The organism is Brevibacillus halotolerans, from assembly GCF_026891775.1.
GTDB lineage: Bacteria > Bacillota > Bacilli > Brevibacillales > Brevibacillaceae > Brevibacillus_B > Brevibacillus_B halotolerans.
Genome location: NZ_JAPTNK010000007.1, coordinates 190,153 through 212,910, shown reverse-complemented (window position 1 = coordinate 212,910; position 22,758 = coordinate 190,153). Strand labels below are relative to the sequence as shown.

Below are 22,758 nucleotides of genomic sequence, written 5' to 3'. Positions count from 1 at the left end.
AAAAATCGAATCTGATCAAGACGTTGAATGGAAGAACAAGTCCTTCATTAAGAGTCTTCAACCCTATTCTTGGCGTGTAAAGTCTTCACTTTGCAAATACGTTACTGCACCTTTATAGGAGTTATAGGAATCCTCCAGATTGTTTCCTGTATAGATGTTAAACAATTCATCCTCCTGTACCAATCGTAGCGTATCGCCTTTTTGGTTTACCCAAATCTCTTCAATAGGATCAACTGAATCCAAGGTGTTGTCGTTTGCTTCTTGTTCTGTTGATAGATACGCGATGGAGTCAGCGATTAAGCTGCGCAACTGCTCCTCGGAATAATCGCGGATATTGACCATACCTTTTGGGCCAGTCTTTTTTTTCGGCAGGTGACCCGCATAGACAAAGCCATTTCCATTTGGGTGAAGGTGATTTACCACAATCTTTTTGTCATGTAGACTTCCCTCAAAATGATAGTTTAAGCGTCCTAATGAGACCTCTTTTTTTGTTAGTTCTGGGAACGATTCAATAATCGCTTTTTTTTGTTCAAAAGTTAGCATGCAATCCTCCGTGGTTCTATATCTTCAAGATATACTATACATATCAAGAAAAAGTATACCATAAGCTTCCTGTGGATGAAATCATAGAGAAAAGGAAGCCTGCCTCTCTTTGATGAGACACGCTTCCCATGAACAACGCTTAAGCAATAGGGGGGAGCATTTTAGAATCCTTAACCATAGAGGAGCTGCAGATCGGACAAACCGGTATTTCGTCAAAGGATAAGTTTTCTCTCATCCAGCAGATGCAATCATCTTTGGTACATGCCCAGATTGAGGTTTCCACATCTTCTACCGGCTCTTCTTGTTTGCGAGAATAGTACATTGCAAAACACCTCCAAGCTTCATTTCGAAACTCTATGCTGTTTATCCTAAACCTTCCAGAGGTCTTTTTATTCAGAAATGAAGAAAGAAGTACAAGTCTTACTACGTTGAAAAGTTAGGCAACAAGGCAAAATGTTTTTTCTGACAGGAAGCTTATTTTTTTACAAGATAGAATTAGAGTAGTAGAATGGAGTATGGCAATGCAGGATTAGACATAGAATGACATGCAGGAAGGTGATTGTTAGTGACGCATCCGTCAGAGATTGAAAAACGTAAATCAGAGCATATTGAGATTTGTTTACATAAAGAGGTATCTAATCGACTGACCACAGGTCTAGAGCAATATCATTTTTTACATGCGGCCCTTCCAGAGATTCATTTTGCTGATGTTTCGTTACATACGACTTTCTTAGGAAAACATATGGGAACCCCTTTTCTTGTAAGCTCCATGACAGGTGGGACGAAGAATGCTCAGCAAATAAATACCAAGCTTGCGATTGCGGCAGAGGCTAGAGGCTGGGCTATGGGGCTTGGCTCCGTACGTGCAGCATTAGAAAGCGAAGAGCTTGCTCGAACTTTTAAAGTCAGAGAATATGCCCCGTCTATTCCAATCATCGCAAATCTAGGGGCTGTTCAATTAAATTATGGCTATACCGTAAAGGAATGTCTTCGCTGTGTAGAGCTTGTTGAAGCTGATGCACTGGTATTACACGTAAATAGTATGCAGGAGATTTTTCAACCTGAAGGTGATCAGGATTTTAGGCATCTTTTGCCCAAAATTGAGCAGGTTTGTAAGGCAAGTCAAATTCCCATCGGAGTAAAAGAGGTAGGCTTTGGGATCGATTCACAAACAGCTAGACGGCTTGTGGATGCTGGAGTTTCCTTTATTGATGTAGCAGGAGCAGGTGGAACCTCTTGGATTGAGGTGGAAAAGCATCGATCTCATGAACCCATGAAGCAAATGGCCGCAGAAGCATTTCGAGATTGGGGGATTCCAACATCTGTTTCTTTACAAACCATTCGAGAAGAGCTTCCTTTCTTCCCTTTAATCGGAAGTGGAGGAATTTATAACGGAGTCGAAGCGGCGAAAGCGATTGCTTTGGGAGCAGATTTGGTTGGATTGGGTCGTGCGTTACTTGAAGCGGCTACAACATCAGTTGAGGAGGTTGTAGCACTTATGGAGCGAGTTGAGTTTGAGTGCCGTGCAGCGATGTTTGGAATAGGTGTAGCAACAATTGAAGGTCTGTCAGCTACAGATCGCCTCTTGTCAAAGGCTGAAGCAAAAATCAATCGGAGTAAACGATGAAAAATGAATTGACCAAGACGAGGTCTTCTGCTATTTTATTTGGTTGTATTCATTAACTTGTTTCGGCAGATTGTGACAGCATGAGAGGGGAGTGCGACCGTGTTATCCAAAATGTTATCCACCTATCCTCGAACCTTGTGGATTTTGGCGATTGGGGCCATTATTAATGTAACGGGGATGTCTTTTATTTGGCCGCTAAATAATATTTATATCACTCAAATATTGGGGAAACCAGCAACGGTAGCTGGACTCGTCCTGATGCTCCACGCTGGCATGGGAATTATCGGGAGTATGGCAGGTGGCATTCTGCATGACAAGATAGGCGGCATAAAAACCATTTTTGCTGGGGTGCTTATCTCGGCTGCCTGTGTTACCTCACTCGCTTTTTTTCGCGTATGGCCATTTTATGTTTGTATGATGGGCGTACTTGGCTTTAGCAATAGCATGGTGTTCCCGGTCCTCAATGCAATGGCCGGAAGTATTTGGCCTGAGGGGGGACGACGCGCATTTAACTTGTTATATTTGTCGCAAAATTTAGGTGTAGCAGTTGGCTCTGCGCTGGGTGGAGTGGTTGCTAGTGTATCGTTTATGTTTGTTTTTTTAGTAAATGGTGCAACGAATTTGATCTTTTTAGCTGTTATTGGCTTCGGCCTAGATTTAAAGAAGATTGCGGCAGAGACTGCTGCTAGAAATCTGCAAAGAAAGACAGAGAAAGCTACTAATAAGGCTTCCAATAATGAGACCTCTATCTGGAAAACACCCTCAGGTCTATCCTTATTAATTCTGTGTTTAGGCTTTGCGATAACCTGGATTCCTTATGTGCAATGGTCAACCAATCTATCCTCTTACATGACAAAATTAGGATACTCATTATCTCAATATAGTTTATTGTGGACGATTAACGGAGCATTGATCATTTTAGCCCAGCCGTTGTGCGCTTACGTCACACGTCATTATTTATCTAATCTTCGTTCTCAAATGATCGGTGGATTGTTTATCTTTGTTTGTGGAATGGGTGTTTTAGCATTTGATCAGGCGTATAGTCATTTTGTGTGCGGTATGATAATTGTGACTTTAGGAGAAATGCTTTTATGGCCAGCAGTGCCAGCCGCGGCGGCAGAGCTTTCGATTACCGGTAAAGAGGGATTGTTCCAAGGGGCTGTGAGTGGTGCTGCGACTGCCGGGCGGATGATCGGTCCATTCATCGGGGGGCTTTTATACGAAAGCTTTTCACCAGTCTTTATGCTGTACGTGATGATTGCTATTTGTGTGTTACCTCTGCTTTGTTATGTATGTTATGATCGCCCGTTATACGGCAGTCTTAGAAATCGAATATAAGCAATAAAGGAAACATGAATATGACGAAAATAGGCTGTTTCGTGCTAAGGAAGAACCCGGCAGGAAGCAGCCTGTTTTTATATCATTAGGATAGAGACCAAAATTACGGATAGAGCAAATGCTTCTAAGAGTTTTCTACATTGTGTGAACGATATGCTTAAGACTCTTGAGGGGAACTTAATTTTATCTGTGCTTTTTCAGGAATGCCTGCTGGAGTTATCTCCGTCCAGCCTTTTCCATTTAACCCCTTCGCATAAACCTCTAAATATGCCCCTTTACGCAGGTTTTTAGAAGCAATCATAATAAACGTATTTTGCTGCCCTTCATCATCATACCCTACAAATTGATATTCCCACTGTGTATCGCTTAGTTTTTTACCGTCCGTTTGCACTATCGTATAGTAAGGCTTGACTGGAATAATAGGGTTGAGGCGATCAAGCATAACCGATTGACCTTTCAAGGCAAATAGAACGAAGAGTATACCAGCTACAATGGCTGCTAGAATGATTGCAAATTTGTTGATAGACACAAAATACCTCCTAAGCTTTCCTAGTAGTGTTGCGTACAAGTCTACTAGGTTAATGAATATAACAAAATGCATCAAGCTTACAAGCAGCTTACACTTCTGTAAGAAAGAGCTGTTCGTATAGTGTAGAGGTAAATGGATAAAATAAAGAAGATTTCCAATAAGTGGAGGGGCAAGTGTGGAGATAACAACCAAGCCTATTGTTGTTGTAAGTAAATGTTTAGAGTTTGCAGAGTGCCGGTACAATGGAGATGTGCTTTCAGATCAAACCGTTCGAAGCTTGGCTCCCTTTGTAACCTTTATACCTGTATGTCCCGAAATAGAGATTGGCCTGGGTATCCCCCGTGAAACGATTCGAATCATCAAAGAAGGCGAACAGCATCTGCTCGTCCAGCCTTCAACACGAGCAGATCTTAGTCAGCAGATGAATAGTTTTGCCGATGCTTTTTTACAAAATGTAGGAGAAGTGGATGGTTTTATTCTGAAAAGTCGCTCTCCAAGCTGCAGTGTAAAAGATGTCAAAGTATATAGTGGATGGGAAAAAGCACCCGTTGTAGAAAGCGCTCCTGGTTTCTTTGGTGCGAAGGTAAACACGTATTTTCCTTATGCGGCTATAGAAGAAGAGGGTAGGCTAAAGAACTTTACCATTCGAGAGCATTTCTTTACAAAGCTGTTCACACTAGCGTATTTTCGCCAATTGAGCTTGGACCCTACTATCCGAAATCTAATTCAATTTCATGCTGAGAATAAATATTTATTTATGGCATACAATCAAAAACTTACAAAAGAATTAGGTAAGATTGTTGCAAATCATGAGAAAAAAGAGAAGCAACAGGTCTGGAACGAGTATGCTGCCCTTTTACCTAACATGTTTAAGCGTGTAGCCCGATATACCTCCAATATTAATGTTTGTGAACATATTATGGGCCATTTTAGTACAAGGCTTTCTACAAGGGAAAAGGATCACTTTAAGCATTTATTGCATCGGTATCGAGAACGAAAATTGCCGCTGAGTAGTATGACCAGTCTGTTGAAATCGTGGGTATTTCGATATGAACAAGAATATTTGTTACAGCAACGCTTTTTTGAGCCTTATCCTGAGGAGTTAATTGATTTGGGGGATTCCGGGAAGGGACGAGATTATTAGGAAGAATGCTTTTGCAAGGCGTTCAACAGGTGGTAAAGCCATAGGATAAGGAATTTCAAACAATTTTTGCATTGACAAATAAACGGACAGCAAACCCAGGATATGTCATGGTGTTTGATGAAAGTAATGAAGCTGCCGCCAAGACTGTCAAGGAAGGTCTTGCTATTGAAATTACATATGAACAAGCAAACATAGCATGCCTGTCTTTGTAGGTACAGAGAATAAACAATATATCAATGCAAAAAGCCGTTTTCCTGTTCTATAAGGGGAATCGGCTTTTCGCCTTTTTCTGGATAGTAAAAAAATCAATTCCATGAAATAATAGATTACTAACTACTGCATACGATTTCATCTAAATAGAGGAGATTTGGTGTTATGGACAGTTATAAAAAACAGAAACAGGTTGCTGACTTACACGTACAGATAAAAGAGCAAAGAATTGACAGTAGGTTGCGACAATTAGGTGAGATTGGTATGACACAGGAACAGGGTGTTACTAGATTAGCATTGACGGCTGAGGATATGGTGGCACAACGTATGGTTTCCGGCTGGATGAAAGAAGCAGGAATGTGCGTTCGCAAGGATTGCTTCGGGAATGTAATTGGAAGGAAAGAAGGAAATAATCCATATGCGCCTGTTGTAATGCTTGGTTCTCATATCGATTCGGTTCCTAATGGTGGTAGATTCGATGGCACGGTCGGAGTCATTGGGGGAATAGAGGTTGTTCAGGTTTTACATGAAAATAAGATTTTGCATGAACACCCAATTGAAGTAGTTGCTTTTTGCGACGAAGAAGGAGTTCGTTTTTCAGATGGTTTTTTTGGGAGTAGAGGGATGTGTGGTAAGCTTACCCCAGAGGATATGATGAGACGCGACAATCAGGGTGTAACTAGAATAGAAGCTCTTCAGCAGTGTGGCTTTCCTGCTCTAAAAGATGCATCAAATATACGGAATTCTGGGGAGATCAAGGCATATTTAGAGCTACATATTGAACAGGGTCCATATTTACAAGCAGTGAACGAGCCGGTTGGAATTGTTACCAGTATCATGGGTGTGAAATTATTGACCATCAAATTAATAGGGAAGTCTGGTCATGCAGGTACAGTACCGATGAGCATGCGCAACGACCCGATCATGGCAGCGGCCGAAGCCATTTTAGGAATAGAAAAAATATGTAGCTCTGATCGTAGCAAGCCTACGGTGGGTACTGTGGGTACTTTTGAGGTAGAACCTGGTGCTTGCAATGTTATTCCGGGTTCTGTTTCATTTACAGTTGATATTCGAGATATAGATGAAACACGGTTGTTGCATATCTTAACAGATATAGATGCCCTTCTCTCAGAAATATCCTTGCGACGCGGGCTAACGTATCAGCTAGAGAATACGTTGGCGATCAAAAAGGCAGATGCCGCGACTGAACTTGTACAGATGTTTCGTCAGATCGGCCTGAGAAGACAGAACGAATTGCCACTGATGCATAGTGGGGCAGGTCATGATGCGATGATTTTGTCTGAGGTAACGCAAATGGGGATGCTATTTGTTCGTTGTAAGGATGGGATTAGTCATCATCCTGACGAGTGGTCCCATGCTTCAGATATTTGTATTGGCGTAGAGTATCTGTATGAGGCGGTTTGTCGATTAGCTACCTAATCGTGAATGCGAGACAAGAGGTGTAGTGGTGAAAGGGGTATAATTCATGGAAAGCGTAGAGGAATTGCAACAGCAGTTTCGTAGCATTGAGATATGGGAACAAGAGCAGAAAGATTTATGGTTCTGGGAAAAAATAGGTCGCCTTCCGTTTGTATACTTAGATCGAGCTGTCCCGAAGTCTTTAAAAGAAAAGGTGGGTGATTTGTTAAACGAATTGGGGGCCTATATCCAGACAGGCGGGAAATATCTAATCAGGAATCAAGATGTTTGGAGCCGTTTTAGCAACCCACCACATACACTTGAACAAGTGCAAATGAGATCGTTGCAGGAGATGGATCAGGTAGCGCTTCAATTAGCGGAATCGCGTACGAATGTTGCAATGGTTCAAGGGGCTACCACAGGCTTTGGCGGTATGTTTACACTTGCGATAGATATACCAGTTATCATAGGGCTCTCCTTAAAAGTATTGCAGGAGATGGCACTTACATATGGTTTTGATCCGCATAATAAGGTGGAGCGTATTTTTATCATCAAATGTTTGCAATTTACCTCGGCAGATGTTGTTGGCAAAAAGGCTATTTTAGCAGAGCTATCCGCCTTTGATGAGGGAGAAAAACATCAAGAAATCATTGCTCAGCTACAAGGCTGGCGTGAGGTGAGCTTGACATACATGGATAGTATGGCGTGGAAGAAGCTATTTCAGCTAATCCCGATCGTAGGCATGTTTTTTGGTGCATTTACGAATCGTACACAGATTGCGGACATAGCAATGACGGGGCAGATGCTCTACAAGAAAAGAAGAATCCTACAGAGACTAGCAGAACAAAACGGCGAGAAGCTATAATCAATGAAAGAATGATATCAAGCAGCAGGTAAGTCATCGAAAATCAGCTTTACAAGTGATAAAACGTCCGTTATACTATGGAAAAGTTTACTAAAGGAGGTGCAGGTACATGTCAGGAGCTGTTCAAGCGTGGTTTGTGGTAGAAATGTCCAGTCAAACACATGATTTCGTTAACAACGGGAGAAGTCTGTCCATTTTTCAATCTACTAATAAAACCGAACAGTTTCCTTTAACGCGTACCATGCATACATAACCTCTCTTTCACTTTTTCATAATCCTGATTGGATTTAGTAGAAGGAAAAACGATGCTACAGGAGGTAGGTGCCTGTGGCTTTTTGTGTTTTCAAAAAAATGTGTAGGGGCCAAATGGCATGAAATGATTCATGGGGTATGTTATCGCTTGTGTAACGCATGAGAGGGACTGATTTCCAAGGAGGAAATGAGATCATGATCGTTCTTGCTGCTAACTCTCTTTCAAAATCATTCGGAGCTACTATGGTAATAACCGAGATTACTTGCGAAGTGAACCGTATGTCAAGAATAGGGATTGTAGGCCCAAATGGTGCTGGAAAAAGCACCCTTTGCAACTTATTACTGGGCTTGGATTCTCCAGATTCAGGAACTGTTTTTCGAGCGAAGGATGCTACATTTGCCTATTTACCACAACAACCTGTGTATCCGCTGGAGTGGACGGGGCGTCATGTTATTGAAAGTGCCTTTGCTAAGGTGCAGGAAATAGAAATATCTATGCAAGCGTGCCAAGAGCTAATGTCGAATATCGATGAATATCAAAAATTATCAATTGAGGAACAGGAAAAGTTATTATTTCGTTATCAACAATTGCAGGATAGCTTTGAGCAATTAGACGGTTATATGGTGGAAGCGAGGATTCAGAAGGTAGTAGATGGTCTGCGATTGTCCTCGTCGCTACTTGAGACTCCTTTTTCTTTGCTTAGTGGGGGAGAAAAAACCAAGATTGGCTTGGCAAAAATGTTATGCGAAAAAAGTGATGTTCTCCTACTAGATGAACCTACGAACCATTTGGATGTAGAATCAATGGAATGGTTAGAGCAATTCTTACGTGAATATCCTGGGACTATTTTACTCATTTCTCATGATCGTTATTTCTTGGATGCAGTGGCCAAAAGTATATGGGAAGTGGATAGTGGAGAGTTGCAAGTATATCAAGGGAACTATAGCCAGTATGTACAGGAAAAGGAGGAGCGTCTCCTACGGCAATTCACGGATTATCAAGAACAGCAAAAGAAGATCAAGAAAATGAAAGAAGCAATTAAGCGACTAAGAGAATGGGGAAACCAAGCGAATCCTCCTAATGATTCCTTTCATCGCCGAGCCAAAAGTATGGAGAAGGCTTTGGAACGTATGGAAAAAATCGAACGTCCGCGTCTTGAAGCTGACAAAATGGATTTGTATTTTCGCAGGGCAGAGAGAAGCGGTCAAGACGTAATAAGAATGAATGATGTGACGAAATCCTTTGGGAATGTGTGTCTCTTACAAGAAGCGGATTTTACTTTGCGATATGGGGAGCGGAAAGCTTTGCTTGGTTCCAATGGCAGCGGAAAATCTACGCTCCTTAAAATGATTTTAGGGGAGCTAGAACCGGATGCAGGTACGATAGCACTTGGAAGCCAAGTAAAGATCGGTTATTTATCACAACAGGCTTTAGAAGGAGATCCCAATCGGCGTGTGATTGATGCGTTTCGAGAGATCGCCATTGTAACAGAAGCACAAGCACGGCATATTCTGGCAGGTTTTTTGTTTTATGGAGAGCAAGTTTTTAAAAAAGTGGGTCAGCTCAGTGGTGGGGAGCGGATGCGACTAAGGCTGGCACAGTTAATGCAGCAAGACATCAATCTATTTATACTAGATGAGCCTACAAACCATTTAGATATTGAAGCGAGAGAAACAGTAGAGGCGGCCCTGCTTCACTATCAAGGTTCACTTCTCGTCGTATCTCATGATCGGTATTTCTTGCAAAAAATGGTAGATGGCGTTTACTGGATTGATAATCAGCGTCTAATCCATTATGAAGGAACTTATGAGGAAGCGAGAGAAAAGCGCAGAAAGCACCAATTCGTTCACAATCATACAATAGGAGTGGATAAGCAAAAAGACAGGATTGTAAAAGGGATACAAGACAAAACGCAGAGTCATACTGATCGGGAACAAAAGGGACGATGTGACCAGACTGAAACGGTAGATCTTGTACTTCAAACAAATCAAACAGAGAATGAGAAGTTGGTACAATGCAATTCTCTCCCTAAAGCGAAAGTTTCTAAAGGGAATGCATATAAGCTTCAGCAATTGGAAGCAGAGATCGCTCGAAAAGAGGAGCAATGTATGGAGTGGCAGCGAGAAATGGAGCAAGCGAAGGATGACTATGTTCAGTTAGTTCACTACCAGAATCAACTAGAAGCACAAGAACAAGAGATCAGACAGCTCTATGAAACGTGGTACGCCATGCAAGGGGAAGAATAGATTGGACCCAGCATAGTACGTAAATAGGAACAGGCAGCTATCTTTCAAAAAGAAGGATGCTGCCTGTTTTTTTGTATGTCTTAGCATAACGGGAGGATCGTGTAACGAATAAGATTGGGTGTAGCTTTGACGTTGTAGGTTTTTCCATGTAACGAAGAAGGGCATTTCCTTACAATTTACTGGTTGTTCGATTGACTGCTTGACTCAATGCATCATCGAGTACATGGGCGTATTGCATCGTCGTATCTATTTTGGAATGTCCTAATTGAGCTTGAAGCTGATGAGGATCAGGGTTTAAGCGCAAAAATTGGGTAGCAAAGCTGTGACGTAATTTATGTACAGAGATGTCTGGCATTCCGAATGCACTTCCATATTTTTTTACTAATTTTTGAACGGAACGTAGATCGATGCGGTGTCCGATTGGGTTCGTAGGCGATACCGTGAGAAATAAAGCGTCCTCATGAGCAGGCGGCTGATACTTTTGGCGTGTATTCAAATAACGAAGCAAATATTCCTTACCCCAATCACTGAAGAATGGAGCATCCTCTTTTTTGCCTTTTCGAATCATTAAGACCTGATTTTTTTCCAAGACCACATTTTGAAGGTTCAAATTAACAATTTCAGAGACACGAAATCCGCCAGAAAGGATTAGTGCGATAATGGCTACATCGCGATCCCGATTTCGATAGTGAAAATGTAGCTTTTTCTTGGTATCACAAAAATCTAAGTAGTCATGATATACAAAATCGACAAACTTTTGGATTTGGTCATCTATTAAAATCTTAGAGCGGATAGCGTTTGCACGAGCAAGCGGTGTAACCTCTTCTACATGTAACTCAATTTTTGCCATGACGTTTCGCTTCAAGTAAGATTCACCGTGTTCATCCTCTGAGAGGGCAGATAAATAGTAAAACAGGGATTTTAAACTTGACAGCTTGCGAGATATTGTCAAATCACTGTATTCCTTTTTTGCACTTTTAGTGGGTTTTGTTAATAGCAGCGAACGCTCAAATAAGTGAGAGTCCTGTAAGTAGAGAAGATAGGCTTCGACGGTTTCTTTACGTAGTCCCTCTAATTCATCGAGTGTAATTTCGCTCATTTCCTGGGCGGTGGAAAGTCCCTCTGCCATTAGCCAACGAAAAAAGAACTCAAAATCACGTAGGTAGCCGAGTAAAGTGGAGACCGAAGCGCGCTTTGATCTTTTGTGATCCACATATTTTTCAACAAACCAAGGAAAAGAAGGGATTTTCTCAAGGAGTTGCAAGGAATCCCGTTGTTTTGTAATAGACATGAGAATGACCACCATCCTTTGCTCAACTTCGTCTATTAAAATAAATACATATAAACATGTTATCAAAATGACTTTATACTGGTACAATGATATATCTGTAAGGGATGTAGATAGCTTACTTAAGTATAGAACATTCGTTCTTATGAAACAAGCTAAATATGGTTAATTGTGTTAGCCCCTACGCCTGTTTGTCGAGGTCTAGTTATGAGTTTCCCAGTAATAGTTACGTTACTAGATATGCTGTAACAGTCTGAGCTGATGCTCTGTTATACAAGAATAGGAGTGTAATTATGAGCTGGAAAAACATATAAAAGAGGCAGTTTTGCATGAAATCTAGCCTGTTTTTCTGTCAATTTATGAGTCGAGTTTTAATTTAACTCGTAGGCATTTTGTATCTTGCTCTTTTGATAGAAACATTGTATGCTAGGTGACAAGACTACATTTAGTGTCTCATATGAATGTTATATACTACATACTGATAAAAAGTTACTTTACCGCCGAGAATTAGGTGTCATTTTGCGACTTAATAGGGAATCTGGTGAAATTCCAGAGCTGTCCCCGCAACTGTAAGTGTGGATGAAATGAGCAAAACCACTGTATAAGCATGTCTCAGGCGACTTATATGGGAAGGGCTCAAAGTAAAGTGAAACACAAGTCAGTAGACCTGCCCATTCTCTTAGTTTCGCATCTTCGGGGAGTGGGAAGTTGAAACGGTACGGGGATTAAATAGTAGCGGCTATTTGCTTTGCTATTCTTTCTTTGTTGTGCCGTTTTAAAGCTCACCCATGAAGGGATGAGCTTTTTATGTTGGCAAAAAGCGGCATTTATCAGCAGTCAGCTTGGCTACCATCTTATGTCCTTTATACATGAAAGGGGGGTGTATCGATGCTGATCGTATATGATTCCAAAACAGGAAATGTGAAACGCTTTGTCCAAAAACTAGATTTTCGCTGTATACAAATTTCCGATGATATCGTCATAAACGAACCTTTCATTCTGATTACATATACAACGGGATTTGGACAAGTTCCTGAAACGACACGACAATTTCTAACGCAACACTCTCAATGGATGAAGGGAGTTGCAACTAGCGGGAACATGAATTGGGGGACTCGCTACGGACTTGCAGCTGACCAGATAGCCGAACAATACAATGTACCATTGGTCATGAAATTTGAATTGAGCGGTACCAAACGAGATGTAGAAACTTTTAAGCAGGAGGTATTTCACTTTGTCCACGCAACTACCACAATGGATCACGTTGAACAACGAAATTATGGTGAAGAAAGACGGGAAATTTCAGTTTCATAAAGATTTAGAGGCAGCGAAGAGCTATTTCGTTGATTTCGTAAATCAGAATACGGTCTTTTTCCATAACTTACGTGAGAAGATTAACTATTTAATTGAAAATGACTACTATGAAGCTGAAGTGTTTGAAGGCTATGAATTCGCCGATATCGAACGGGTCTATCGCTATTTATATGATAAAAAATTCCGCTTCCCATCCTTCATGAGTGCATTCAAGTTTTATAATAATTATGCGATGAAAACGAACGATGGAAGCAAATTCCTTGAACGTTACGAGGATCGAATTGCTGTAGTTTCCTTGTTCCTAGCAAAAGGGGATAGCGAAAAAGCACTGCAATATGCAGACCTGTTAATCTCACAAGAATATCAGCCTGCTACTCCTACCTTCTTGAATGCAGGTAAAAAACGTCGCGGGGAGCTAGTTAGCTGTTTCTTGCTTGAGGTAGATGATTCAATGAATTCGATTGGGTTCTCTATTAATTCAGCTTTGCAACTAAGCAAAATTGGCGGCGGTGTAAGCTTGAACCTGAGCAAAATCCGTGCCGCTGGCGAGCAAATCAAAGGACTAGATGGTAAAGCAAGTGGGGTTCTTCCTGTAATGAAGCTGTTTGAGGATGCGTTCTCATATGCAAATCAGCTTGGTCAACGCGATGGTAGTGGGGTTGTTTATCTCAATATTTTCCATGCCGACATTCAAGAATTCTTAGATACCAAAAAAATAAACAGCGATGAGAAAATCAGAATTAAAACCTTATCACTTGGCGTTGTTACACCTAATAAATTCTTTGAGCTAGTAGAAAAAGATAAAGACATGTACTTATTCTATCCTCATACTGTGTTCAAAGAGTACGGGCAGCACTTAGACGATATGGACATCACCAGCATGTACGACGAGCTGGTCAATAACCCGCGTGTACGTAAGAAAAAAATCGGCGCGCGTGATCTGATCATGAAATTAGCTCAAATCCAGATGGAATCTGGTTACCCATATATTATGTATGTTGATAATGTTAATGAATATCACGCATTAAAAGAGATTGGCCGAGTTAAATTTTCTAATCTGTGCAGTGAAATCGCTCAGCTTAGTGAAGTTTCCACCATTAATGATTATGGGGTGGAGGATGTTATTAACCGCGATATCTCGTGCAACCTTGGCTCGCTTAACATTGTAAATGTAATGGCGAATAAGAGAATGAGAGACACGATTCATCTAGCAATGGATGCTTTGACAGAGGTGAGTGACCGTACAAATATTTCGATCGTTCCATCTGTGGCAAAGGCAAACCGAGAGCTTCATTCTGTTGGCTTGGGAGCTATGAATCTACACGGATACTTGGCTAAAAATAAGATTCCTTATGAGTCAAAAGAAGCGATTGACTTCTCGCGTACATTCTTTATGATCTTAAATTTTTATTCATTAGAACGTTCTATGCTAATTGCAAAAGAGCGAGGAACTACTTTCCAAGATTTCGAGCACAGTGAATATGCATCCGGTAGCTATTTCGAACGTTATCAGCAGCACGATTATTCACCAAAAACCGAAAAGGTTCAGCAATTGTTCGAAGGTCACCATATACCTACGAAGGAAGATTGGGCTCGCTTGCAGGATGAGGTACAAACCCACGGACTTTACCATGCCTATCGGTTGGCGATTGCTCCAACGGGCTCGATCTCTTATCTACAGTCCTCTACGGCATCTATTGCACCTATTACACAGCGTATCGAGGAACGCGAATATGGTGATTCCAAAACGATTTATCCGATGCCGTTCTTAGATGATGACAATTTCTTCTACTACAAAGAAGCTTATGACATGAACATGTTTAATGTGATTGATCTCGTAGCAGAAGTTCAGGTGCATATCGACCAGGCGATTTCTACTATTCTGTATGTAAAAGATGACGCAACCACACGGGATTTGGCTATGTATTATATCTATGCTCAGAAAAAGGGCTTAAAGACGCTGTATTATACCCGTACAAAGAAAAAAACCATTGAGGAATGCGTTAGTTGCAGCGTATAAGAGAGGAGCATCGCAATGTCTAAATTTGAAGCAGTCAACTGGAATGAACCGGAAACCCAGTATACCGAGATGCTATGGACGCAAAATACATCTCAGTTCTGGCTAGATACAGAGATTCCAATTTCGAAGGATTTAAAGTCATGGACGAATCTAACGGACAATGAACGAGATACGTACATGAAGGTATTAGGTGGGCTAACCTTGCTTGATACAGAACAAGGAAATGTTGGCATGCCCATGATTGCCCAGCATGTTAAAGAGAAGCAAAAGAAAGCAATTCTAATTTTCCAGGCAGCGATGGAAGAGATTCACGCGAAGAGCTACAGCACTATTTTTACAACAGTAGCAAGTTCTGAGCGGATTCATGAAATTTTCCAGTGGGTAAAAGAAGATAAACATCTGCAGTATAAAACAGAAGTTATTGATGAAATCTACAGAGGTATCAAAGATGGCGACGATATGAGCCTGTATAAAGCGATGGTAGCTTCCGTATTTTTGGAGAGCTTCCTGTTTTATTCCGGATTCTTCTATCCACTATTTTTAGCAGGTCAAGGGAAAATGGTAGCAAGCGGTGAAATTATCAAGCTAATTATCCGTGATGAAAGTGTGCATGGTGTATTTGTCGGCTTGCTAGCCCAAGAGGTTTTTGCTAGATTAACAGAGTCTGAGCAGGAGCAAGCAACAGTGTTTGTTGATGAACTTCTCCAAGCTTTATACAAAAATGAATTAGAATATACCGAGACACTCTATGATTCCATTGGGTTAACACATGAAGTGAAAAAGTATATTCGTTATAATGCAAATAAAGCACTAATGAACCTTGGGCTCGAACCGATTTTTGATGAGGAAGAAGTTCACCCTGTTGTATTAAACGGGATACGTACAGAAACGAGCACGCATGACTTCTTTTCCACAAAAGGAAGCGGTTATCAAAAAGGGAAAGTGGAGCCGCTCCATGATCAAGACTTTGATTTCTTGAACGAGCGCGTAAAGGATACCTCATTCTAATAAGAGATGCTAATAGCGGCCAGCGAGCCTTGCATACAAGCGACAACCAAATTATGTAGTTTGTAAAAGGAAAGCTAACGAAAAGGACCGTGGTTGGGATAAAGCCCAGCTACGGTCCTTTTGTATAATTTGGAAGTGTAAATAGATTGAAAATTCGGTTGAATGTACAAGCTGTATGCGATATATTACATATTGAATAAGGAGGGAAGACATGCCAATTCCTAGTAATTACGTAGCACCTATTCGAGTGTCAGCCAAAGACCATGCCTTCTCTCATATTCAAAGATGGATCATAGATGGGACACTAGAGCCAGGAGAAAAATTGGTGGACAATCAACTGGCGGAAGCATTAAACGTGAGTAGAACACCTGTAAGAGAAGCTCTTCAATTACTTGAAGTACAGGGATTGGTCCATATGCAACCAGGGAAAGAGACGAGAGTGACCAGTCTTGAGAAGGAAGATATCTTAAAAATTTATCCCACACTTGCAACATTACATGCACTGGCAGCCGAATTTGCTTCTGTGCACATCTTGCCTCAGCATATCGAACAATTGCAAGAATGGAACAAAAAATTTGCAGGAGCGATTGCTAGAGAACAGCCTTTCCAAGCGATGGAGTATGACGAGCAATTCCATAATCTAATAACAGATGTTGCCGATAATCCGTATTTGAGCAAGTTTCATGTTTCTTTGCAAAATCATATTCGTCGTTTTAAATATGTATTTTTGAAGCAGCCGTGTGAAATGAATCAGGCTTCCATTCATGAACATGAGGACATTATTCTTGCGTTACAAACTGGGGATAAAGAAAAGCTTGAAACAAGCATTAAGCAAAATATACTCAGGCCTATGCGAGAAATATATGCACTTATGCAGCAAATATAGATAGAGAAATCACAGGGGGGCTTTATGATGGGATTTGTGGAGAGAGTCAGTTCGTTTGCAGGCAAGACATTTACCGTGTGGGTTCTGTTATTTTCTGTAATTGCTTATATATTTCCTAAGCATTTTACATGGATTGGAGCTTATATAATACCATTGCTTGGCATCGTGATGTTCGGTATGGGCTTAACGATTTCAGCGTCAGATTTTAAAGAGGTATTTCGCCGTCCAAAAGATGTGACGTTAGGTGTCATTGGCCATTATCTTGTGATGCCGCTATTGGCATTTATCTTAGCTTATGTCTTAGATTTGCCACCAGAAATTGCAGTTGGTGTTATTCTGGTAGGGTGCTGTCCAAGCGGTACTGCTTCTAATGTGATGGTATTTTTATCAAAAGGAGACGTAGCTCTTGCTGTAGCGATCGCTTCTGTATCTACGCTACTTGCACCTATTGTTACACCGTTTTTAATTTTGCTACTTGCAAGTAAATGGGTCGATATAAATATCTGGTCCTTATTTTATTCCATCATTCAGGTGGTTATCATTCCACTCATTCTAGGGCTCTTGGTGAAAAAGTGTTTTGCAAGACAGGCAGCCGCAAGCGTGAAAGCATTACCGCTAGTATCGGTAGTTGCCATAGTGATGATTATCTGCGGTGTAGTAGCTGGGAATCAGGAGAAACTAGCTTCAGCGGGATTGATGATTTTTGCTGTTGTCGTCCTTCATAATGTCCTTGGTTTTCTGCTGGGCTTCCTGTTTGCCCGTCTTTGCGGAATGGATCTAGCCAAACAAAAGGCTGTCGCTATGGAGGTAGGTATGCAGAACTCTGGGCTGGGAGTCGCAATTGCAACCGCACATTTTTCTCCTTTAGCAGCAGTACCAAGTGCTATTTTTAGTGTTTGGCATAATATTTCAGGGTCTGTATTGGCGTCTATTTTTAGTAGAATGAGAGAGAAGCATGAAGAGGATATGGACCAAATGACATAAGGGAAAAGAAGAGCCGATTGTTGCCTCAAAAAGGATCGATCAGGCTCTTTTTTTGTTATTTTTCAATTGATGGTGAAGAGAGGGGCAGAGAGTAGAGATAGATCGATCTTTTGGAATTTATCAGGATTTACCACATAAAACAACTGGCGGATTTTATGCGTAGTTGGATGCCAAACAAAACTAAATACCCCGATTGGCTTGTCATCCTTTACAATCAGAATGCCTTTTTGATTATTTACATGTACGACCTGTGCTGTTTTACCAACAAAAAACTTGGTGGCAATCGCATGTAGCAAGGTTACGACACGGTCCTTACTCACGATTTCATTAATAGCAGTAACAACCTTGCCACCTCCATCTGCAAGTAAGGTTACATTTTCAGCTAACATATCCGTAATTTCTTGAATGTTCCCTTTTGACAAAGCGGTGATAAATCGATCTGTATGCTCTTCTTGAATTTCATAGGGTATTGTATTTACTTCAGAAAGGTCTTGTATTTTTTTCTTTGCTCTACTAAATATTTTACGGCAATTACTTCTGAGATAAAACCTCTTTATACATAAAGGTATTTATTTTAAAGCTTTTTTGAAACCCTCACGCCAAGTTGGATGAAGAGGTGTCCAGTCATAATGCGTACGTGCTTTAGCATTTGATGCACCGCGTTCTCCGCGATTGCTCTCTGCTAGGATTGTGGGCTGAGGTGCGCCTATTATAGAGGCATAAGCGGGGAGCCACACAGATCCTGCAACTGGTTCGTCATCCACTATATTAACTGGACCAGATGGCCAATCAAGTGCTAGGAAAGCCGCTCTAGCCGCATCTTCAACATGAAGGAAGGAGCTTATTCCCTCAGTTCCCATCATTTCTTTTTTATGTACCCGCTCGGTAATCATTCCATCTACATCATACATTCCCATTTATAAAGAATAAAATGGAAACTTGTGAGGCAGACTTCACTCATATGAACAATCGTGAGGGTGAACAGAATGCCAGAACAGTACGGTAAAGTAAGTGAACAGCTGTCAGATAATATTCAACGGCTGAAATCCATTTTCTCTGACGCTCCTGATCTGGTCTACCGGAGTATCGAGTCGCCGCACGCAGATGAAACTATGCTTGTCTATTTCGAAGGCTTAATCGATATGAACTCAATCAATAATGATGTCCTTCGTCCGCTTATCGAATCACTGTCAATGACGGAGGGCTCCCTTCCTATTAGCGTGGGCAAAATCGAAACAGAGTCCGATATGGTACAAATTGAAAAGCTACTCCTTGATGGCAAGAGTGTGCTGTTTCTTTCTGGTTCTATGGAAGCTTACATCCTTGATACAAGCGGATGGCCGCAGCGATCGATTGCCGACCCAGCGATCGAAACGTCTATTCTAGGCTCACATCAGGGATTCGTCGAAACGGGCTCACAGAATATCGCCCTAATTCGGCGTTATATTCCTAACCGTGAACTTAAAATTAAGCAGGTTAAAGCAGGGGCGCGTTGTCCGATAAACTTATCTATTATGTATCTACAGGATGTGGCCGCTCCAGAGGTTTTACAGGAGCTTGTTCAACGCATCGAAGGACTGGATATCGACTGCATTATCAATACAGGTGAACTGATAGAGCTAATCGAGGATAGTGCATTTTCTCCGTTCCCTCAGCTATTGGTGACAGAGCGAGCTGACTCTGCTGCTTCTCATATTTTGCAAGGCCGATATGTCGTCATTGTTGACCGTTCGCCGAGTGTGCTTGTCGGACCGGTGTCGTTTGTATCATTCTTTCAAAGCGTAGATGATTATAGCATGCGGTGGATCTATGCTTCCTTCATTCGCTTGCTCCGTTTCTTTGCTTTTTTTGTCGCACTATTTTTACCGGCGATCTACATATCTTTCATTACTTTTAATTATGAGGTCATTCCTATTAAGTTAATTCTGTCAGTCGCAGAATCCAGAGAAAGAGTTCCGTTCCATCCGCTTCTAGAGGCATTCATTATGGAAGTAACACTGGAAATGATGCGAGAGGCAGGAATTCGGCTACCGGCTCCGATCGGACAGACCGTCGGACTTGTTGGCGGTATAATTATCGGGCAGACAGCCGTACAGGCGGGAATTGTCAGCAACATCATGGTTATCGTTGTTGCCTCTACGGCAATTGCATCCTTCATTATGCCTAATTATGATATGGGAACTGCGATTCGCTTCCTGCGTTTTCCGATGATGCTGATTGCTTTTTTATATGGCTTTATTGGCATTGTAAGCGGTGGCATGCTTCTTGTCTCTCATTTGACTTCGCTAACATCACTTGGAGTCTCATATGGTACCCCGTTAGCTCCTATCCGTTTTCCCGATCTGAAGGATACATTCGTACGCTTTCCATTGTGGTTGATGAGAAGACGTCCAGCTGGATCTCACCCTAAACAGCTTCGACGGCAAGCTAATAATAAGCCGGGAGGAGGCAATTCATCTTGAGTGGACATAGGAAATACCGCATCAGCTTTATGCAGTACACCTTGTTGATTCACGGTATTCAAGTGGCAACCAGCGTCCTGTCCTTGCCACGTCAGCTTGCGGAGATAGCCTCGACGGATGGCTGGATTGCGCTGGTGCTGTCTTGGCTGGTTAATCTGATATTAAGCATCATTATGGTTGCTGTAATGGCGCAATACCCGGAAGATACTTTTTTTCAATTGTTAGAACGACTCTTTGGAAAAATCATCAGCAAGCTACTTATTGCGCTGGTTACTTTACATTTCACATTTTCGGCATGGTCTACATTTATCTCAACTATGCTGTATACAAGGGCATGGTTCTTGCCCATGACGTCGATTCCGTTTATTATGCTACTGCTCGTTATTCCTGCCTACATAACAGCGAGGAAGCATATTCTTGCTATTGCTAGATATTGTGAAGTTGTGTTCTTCCTAACAATATGGATGGCTCCTGTATTGCTGATACCACTGCGTGAGGGATATTTCATTCACCTGCTTCCTGTTATCAAGGAAGGCTGGGAACCGATCCTGCAGGCGATGCCGACAACGACGAAAGCCTATCTTGGATTTGAAATATTATTCATCATCTATCCGTATCTTCGCCGCAAGGATCTGGCAGTCCACGGTATCGTGTTGGGCAATACCTTGACAATGCTTATTTATGTGTTCAGTACACTTGTTTGCTTTATTTTTTTCAGTCCAGAGGAGATTCTGGATTACAATCAACCTGTTCTCAATCTGCTGAAGCTCATCGAATTCCGCTTCTTGGAGAGATTTGACATCATTTTCCTGGCGATCTATCTATTTGTTATTTCGACATCGTTAATTCCATTTATCTATTGCGCCTCCGTCAGCGGAGCAAGTCTATTTGGTACAAAAAACCACGGCCCGTATGCACTCGCAATCTGCATCGGAACAGTCTTGATTGCCTCGTGGCTGAAGCCATCTTGGATTGAATCGTTGCGCTGGAATCAGTGGGCAAGCTATCTCGGCCTGATCGTTTCTTATCTCCTGCCCGTTCTACTTTATCTATACATCAAGGTTTACCAGAAGTGGACACCGAGGGAGGCGAGTCGATGATGCGCCAGATATTGATAATCGTAATGATGCTGTTCGCCCTTTCTCCCATCTCGGGCTGTGGCTATACGACGATCGAGAATATGACATTGACACTGGTTATTGGGATTGATCTGGATGATGACGGGAATTTGGTATTCGGGATCTCAAGTCCGGTCTTCTCGAAAGAAGCGAAAGATAAGGAAGAAGAGTTCGAGGTCCGTGCAACTACCTTGCGACATTCACGCGAAGGCTTCGATAAGCGGGCTTTGGGCTTGACTACGGCAGGCAAGACACAGATCGTGATTATTGGAAAAAAACTCGCCAAGCAAAAGGATTGGTCAATACTACTTGATCCGTTCTATCGAGACCCCAAAAGCACGGCCACGGCCCGTGTTGTCTATTATGACGGTTCCATTGACGAAATAATGCGCTATACGCCTAAAGACAAGCCCCGTTTACCATTGTATTTGTCAAACCTTGTGGAGACAGGTCTGTTTCGAAATGAGACGACCAAAACCACCATACAGGAATTCCATCGTCAATTGAAGGACGATGGCATTACACCAAGCATTACGGCACTTCGCAAGGAACAGGAGCTTCTCTTGGTCGGTACGGCGTTATTGGACAAAGCTTCCCGCGTCAAAATGTTAGTTGATTCAGATGAAGGAAAGCTGATCTATATCTTGCGAAAAAAAACAAGGGGAGAATTTCCTTTTACGTTACACCTGCCGAATGCTCCAGGACAAGCCATTGATAAAGTGGACACGAAACGAATTAGCGTCAATCTCCATAGCATCAAGACAACAACGCAAGCTCGATATGAAAGGGACCGCTTCATATTTGATGTGAATGTTCATTCCACTGCTACTATTTCAGAGCGTCTATTCCCATTCAATGTGATGGAATCACCAGAGGAATTGGAGAAAATGATTGAAGAAAATCTGGAACAAAAATTCTCTAAAATGATTCGCAAACTGCAAAAAGCGAAAATTGATCCAGTAGGATTCGGTATGTACGCACGAGCTTATACCTACCCCCAATGGAAAAAGGTGAAAGAGAACTGGCTGGACAACTTTCAGAAATCGAGAGTAAATATTAAGGTGAAAGTAAAAATCATTGGTATGGGGTCTGTCAAATGAGCAACGCTAGATTATATAAATAGTCGTACTGTCGATGATTCGCTTGAATACTATTATGGGGCCGTATGTAATGGCAGGGGGACAAGCGGGAATTTGCTCCTATAAGTTGGAGTGGAACAATAAACCGCTGAGCTAATCAATGTCTATGAAAATGGAAGAGTCCAGACTAGCTACTATAAAGAAAAAGAAGCTCTTTTTTTGAAGAGGGCTTCTTTTTTATCCTTTTAAGTGAGTGACTAGGGTGATTGCCTATTAAAAAAAGGTAGATACGTTATGGATTGTTTTAGCACCTGTCATGAGCAGAAAGAGTAACAATCAAGACGATTGATGCTTGTAACCCTAAATTTTATATTATTCTAAATTTTCATTTCACTAGTAGATAACTAATGCGTGAAATGTTTTTA

The 22,758-nt window shown here is 41.6% G+C and carries 21 protein-coding genes and 1 riboswitch; of the genes, 15 read left to right on the top strand and 6 right to left on the bottom strand.

Going from position 1 to position 22,758, the window contains the following annotated elements; translation table 11 throughout:
- Window positions 1-63: 63 nt before the first annotated feature.
- Both O0550_RS11610 and O0550_RS11605 read right to left on the bottom strand, forming a co-directional pair.
- Window positions 64-543 (bottom strand): hypothetical protein, encoded by a 480-nt coding sequence (locus O0550_RS11610; protein ID WP_003337698.1) that lies wholly within the window; start codon window positions 541-543, stop codon window positions 64-66.
- 139 nt (window positions 544-682) lie between these two features.
- The gene (locus O0550_RS11605; RefSeq protein ID WP_003337697.1) at window positions 683-865 is read right to left on the bottom strand and encodes a cold-shock protein; all 183 of its coding nucleotides are present in this window, start codon (window positions 863-865) and stop codon (window positions 683-685) included.
- Between the two features lie 243 nt (window positions 866-1,108).
- On the opposite strand from O0550_RS11605, the gene fni reads away from it, so the two are divergent.
- Together fni and O0550_RS11595 are read left to right on the top strand one after the other, a co-directional pair.
- Window positions 1,109-2,170, top strand: coding sequence for a type 2 isopentenyl-diphosphate Delta-isomerase (gene fni / locus O0550_RS11600; RefSeq protein WP_068793842.1), 1,062 nt, complete (start codon window positions 1,109-1,111; stop codon window positions 2,168-2,170).
- Between the two features lie 99 nt (window positions 2,171-2,269).
- On the top strand, window positions 2,270-3,508 hold the full coding sequence (locus tag O0550_RS11595) for an MDR family MFS transporter (RefSeq protein WP_181748409.1): 1,239 nt from the start codon (window positions 2,270-2,272) through the stop codon (window positions 3,506-3,508).
- Between the two features lie 157 nt (window positions 3,509-3,665).
- Here O0550_RS11595 and O0550_RS11590 read toward each other — a convergent pair whose 3' ends face one another.
- The gene (locus O0550_RS11590) at window positions 3,666-4,037 is read right to left on the bottom strand and encodes a YxeA family protein (protein WP_003339421.1); all 372 of its coding nucleotides are present in this window, start codon (window positions 4,035-4,037) and stop codon (window positions 3,666-3,668) included.
- 175 nt (window positions 4,038-4,212) lie between these two features.
- Between O0550_RS11590 and O0550_RS11585 the strand changes: the two genes are divergently transcribed.
- From O0550_RS11585 to abc-f, 5 genes are all read left to right on the top strand, one after another.
- Window positions 4,213-5,181, top strand: coding sequence for a YbgA family protein (locus O0550_RS11585; protein ID WP_003339420.1), 969 nt, complete (start codon window positions 4,213-4,215; stop codon window positions 5,179-5,181).
- A 375-nt stretch (window positions 5,182-5,556) separates the two neighbouring features.
- The gene (locus O0550_RS11580; RefSeq protein WP_003339417.1) at window positions 5,557-6,831 is read left to right on the top strand and encodes a M20 family metallo-hydrolase; all 1,275 of its coding nucleotides are present in this window, start codon (window positions 5,557-5,559) and stop codon (window positions 6,829-6,831) included.
- 46 nt (window positions 6,832-6,877) lie between these two features.
- Window positions 6,878-7,675, top strand: a complete 798-nt coding sequence (locus tag O0550_RS11575) for an EcsC family protein (protein WP_258426371.1) — start codon at window positions 6,878-6,880, stop codon at window positions 7,673-7,675.
- Between the two features lie 109 nt (window positions 7,676-7,784).
- A complete protein-coding gene (locus O0550_RS11570; protein WP_003337687.1) occupies window positions 7,785-7,928 on the top strand; it encodes a hypothetical protein in 144 nt (47 codons plus the stop codon).
- A 194-nt stretch (window positions 7,929-8,122) separates the two neighbouring features.
- Window positions 8,123-10,174, top strand: coding sequence for a ribosomal protection-like ABC-F family protein (gene abc-f / locus O0550_RS11565; protein ID WP_258426370.1), 2,052 nt, complete (start codon window positions 8,123-8,125; stop codon window positions 10,172-10,174).
- A gap of 169 nt (window positions 10,175-10,343) precedes the next feature.
- Here the strand turns inward: abc-f and xerS are convergent, their stop codons facing one another.
- A complete protein-coding gene (gene xerS, locus O0550_RS11560) occupies window positions 10,344-11,465 on the bottom strand; it encodes a tyrosine recombinase XerS (protein ID WP_258426369.1) in 1,122 nt (373 codons plus the stop codon).
- Between the two features lie 489 nt (window positions 11,466-11,954).
- A riboswitch (cobalamin riboswitch) is annotated at window positions 11,955-12,151 on the top strand.
- A gap of 199 nt (window positions 12,152-12,350) precedes the next feature.
- Between xerS and nrdI the strand changes: the two genes are divergently transcribed.
- The 5 genes from nrdI to O0550_RS11535 all read left to right on the top strand — a co-directional run bounded on the left by nrdI (window position 12,351) and on the right by O0550_RS11535 (window position 17,674).
- A complete protein-coding gene (gene nrdI / locus O0550_RS11555; RefSeq protein WP_003337683.1) occupies window positions 12,351-12,776 on the top strand; it encodes a class Ib ribonucleoside-diphosphate reductase assembly flavoprotein NrdI in 426 nt (141 codons plus the stop codon).
- On the top strand, window positions 12,742-14,796 hold the full coding sequence (gene nrdE, locus O0550_RS11550; protein ID WP_258426386.1) for a class 1b ribonucleoside-diphosphate reductase subunit alpha: 2,055 nt from the start codon (window positions 12,742-12,744) through the stop codon (window positions 14,794-14,796). Before nrdI ends, nrdE begins: the two co-directional genes overlap by 35 nt.
- Before the next feature lie 15 nt (window positions 14,797-14,811).
- A complete protein-coding gene (gene nrdF, locus O0550_RS11545; RefSeq protein ID WP_003339411.1) occupies window positions 14,812-15,804 on the top strand; it encodes a class 1b ribonucleoside-diphosphate reductase subunit beta in 993 nt (330 codons plus the stop codon).
- Between the two features lie 211 nt (window positions 15,805-16,015).
- Window positions 16,016-16,690, top strand: a complete 675-nt coding sequence (locus O0550_RS11540; RefSeq protein ID WP_258426368.1) for a GntR family transcriptional regulator — start codon at window positions 16,016-16,018, stop codon at window positions 16,688-16,690.
- 27 nt (window positions 16,691-16,717) lie between these two features.
- Entirely contained in the window at window positions 16,718-17,674 is a 957-nt protein-coding gene (locus O0550_RS11535; protein ID WP_003339409.1) for a bile acid:sodium symporter family protein, read from the top strand.
- A gap of 62 nt (window positions 17,675-17,736) precedes the next feature.
- On the opposite strand, the gene O0550_RS11530 is transcribed toward O0550_RS11535, so the two are convergent.
- Complete coding sequence (locus O0550_RS11530; protein WP_176489388.1) at window positions 17,737-18,063, bottom strand: sigma-70 family RNA polymerase sigma factor family protein; 327 nt, start codon at window positions 18,061-18,063, stop codon at window positions 17,737-17,739.
- A gap of 180 nt (window positions 18,064-18,243) precedes the next feature.
- Window positions 18,244-18,567, bottom strand: a complete 324-nt coding sequence (locus tag O0550_RS11525; RefSeq protein WP_246329060.1) for an NAD-dependent epimerase/dehydratase family protein — start codon at window positions 18,565-18,567, stop codon at window positions 18,244-18,246.
- A gap of 93 nt (window positions 18,568-18,660) precedes the next feature.
- On the opposite strand from O0550_RS11525, the gene O0550_RS11520 reads away from it, so the two are divergent.
- Genes O0550_RS11520 through O0550_RS11510 form a run of 3 tightly spaced genes read left to right on the top strand, consistent with a single transcriptional unit; the run spans window position 18,661 to window position 22,354 of the window.
- Entirely contained in the window at window positions 18,661-20,136 is a 1,476-nt protein-coding gene (locus O0550_RS11520; RefSeq protein WP_258426367.1) for a spore germination protein, read from the top strand.
- A complete protein-coding gene (locus O0550_RS11515) occupies window positions 20,133-21,236 on the top strand; it encodes a GerAB/ArcD/ProY family transporter (RefSeq protein WP_003339404.1) in 1,104 nt (367 codons plus the stop codon). The genes O0550_RS11520 and O0550_RS11515 overlap by 4 nt, the downstream gene beginning before the upstream one ends.
- Window positions 21,233-22,354, top strand: coding sequence for a Ger(x)C family spore germination protein (locus O0550_RS11510; protein ID WP_050816469.1), 1,122 nt, complete (start codon window positions 21,233-21,235; stop codon window positions 22,352-22,354). Before O0550_RS11515 ends, O0550_RS11510 begins: the two co-directional genes overlap by 4 nt.
- The last annotated feature ends 404 nt before the right edge of the window (window positions 22,355-22,758 follow it).

What these genes read in the sequence shown, in the direction of transcription:
- O0550_RS11570 (WP_003337687.1), top strand. Translation starts at nt 7,785, where the DNA reads ATGTCAGGAGCTGTTCAAGCGTGGTTTGTGGTAGAAATGTCCAGTCAA.
- nrdI (WP_003337683.1), top strand. Translation starts at nt 12,351, where the DNA reads ATGCTGATCGTATATGATTCCAAAACAGGAAATGTGAAACGCTTTGTC.
- xerS (WP_258426369.1), bottom strand. Translation starts at nt 11,465, where the DNA reads ATGTCTATTACAAAACAACGGGATTCCTTGCAACTCCTTGAGAAAATC.
- O0550_RS11575 (WP_258426371.1), top strand. Translation starts at nt 6,878, where the DNA reads ATGGAAAGCGTAGAGGAATTGCAACAGCAGTTTCGTAGCATTGAGATA.
- abc-f (WP_258426370.1), top strand. Translation starts at nt 8,123, where the DNA reads ATGATCGTTCTTGCTGCTAACTCTCTTTCAAAATCATTCGGAGCTACT.
- O0550_RS11520 (WP_258426367.1), top strand. Translation starts at nt 18,661, where the DNA reads ATGCCAGAACAGTACGGTAAAGTAAGTGAACAGCTGTCAGATAATATT.
- O0550_RS11535 (WP_003339409.1), top strand. Translation starts at nt 16,718, where the DNA reads ATGGGATTTGTGGAGAGAGTCAGTTCGTTTGCAGGCAAGACATTTACC.
- O0550_RS11580 (WP_003339417.1), top strand. Translation starts at nt 5,557, where the DNA reads ATGGACAGTTATAAAAAACAGAAACAGGTTGCTGACTTACACGTACAG.
- O0550_RS11605 (WP_003337697.1), bottom strand. Translation starts at nt 865, where the DNA reads ATGTACTATTCTCGCAAACAAGAAGAGCCGGTAGAAGATGTGGAAACC.
- O0550_RS11610 (WP_003337698.1), bottom strand. Translation starts at nt 543, where the DNA reads ATGCTAACTTTTGAACAAAAAAAAGCGATTATTGAATCGTTCCCAGAA.
- nrdE (WP_258426386.1), top strand. Translation starts at nt 12,742, where the DNA reads ATGGTGAAGAAAGACGGGAAATTTCAGTTTCATAAAGATTTAGAGGCA.
- O0550_RS11530 (WP_176489388.1), bottom strand. Translation starts at nt 18,063, where the DNA reads ATGTTAGCTGAAAATGTAACCTTACTTGCAGATGGAGGTGGCAAGGTT.
- nrdF (WP_003339411.1), top strand. Translation starts at nt 14,812, where the DNA reads ATGTCTAAATTTGAAGCAGTCAACTGGAATGAACCGGAAACCCAGTAT.
- O0550_RS11540 (WP_258426368.1), top strand. Translation starts at nt 16,016, where the DNA reads ATGCCAATTCCTAGTAATTACGTAGCACCTATTCGAGTGTCAGCCAAA.
- O0550_RS11525 (WP_246329060.1), bottom strand. Translation starts at nt 18,567, where the DNA reads ATGATTACCGAGCGGGTACATAAAAAAGAAATGATGGGAACTGAGGGA.
- O0550_RS11510 (WP_050816469.1), top strand. Translation starts at nt 21,233, where the DNA reads ATGATGCGCCAGATATTGATAATCGTAATGATGCTGTTCGCCCTTTCT.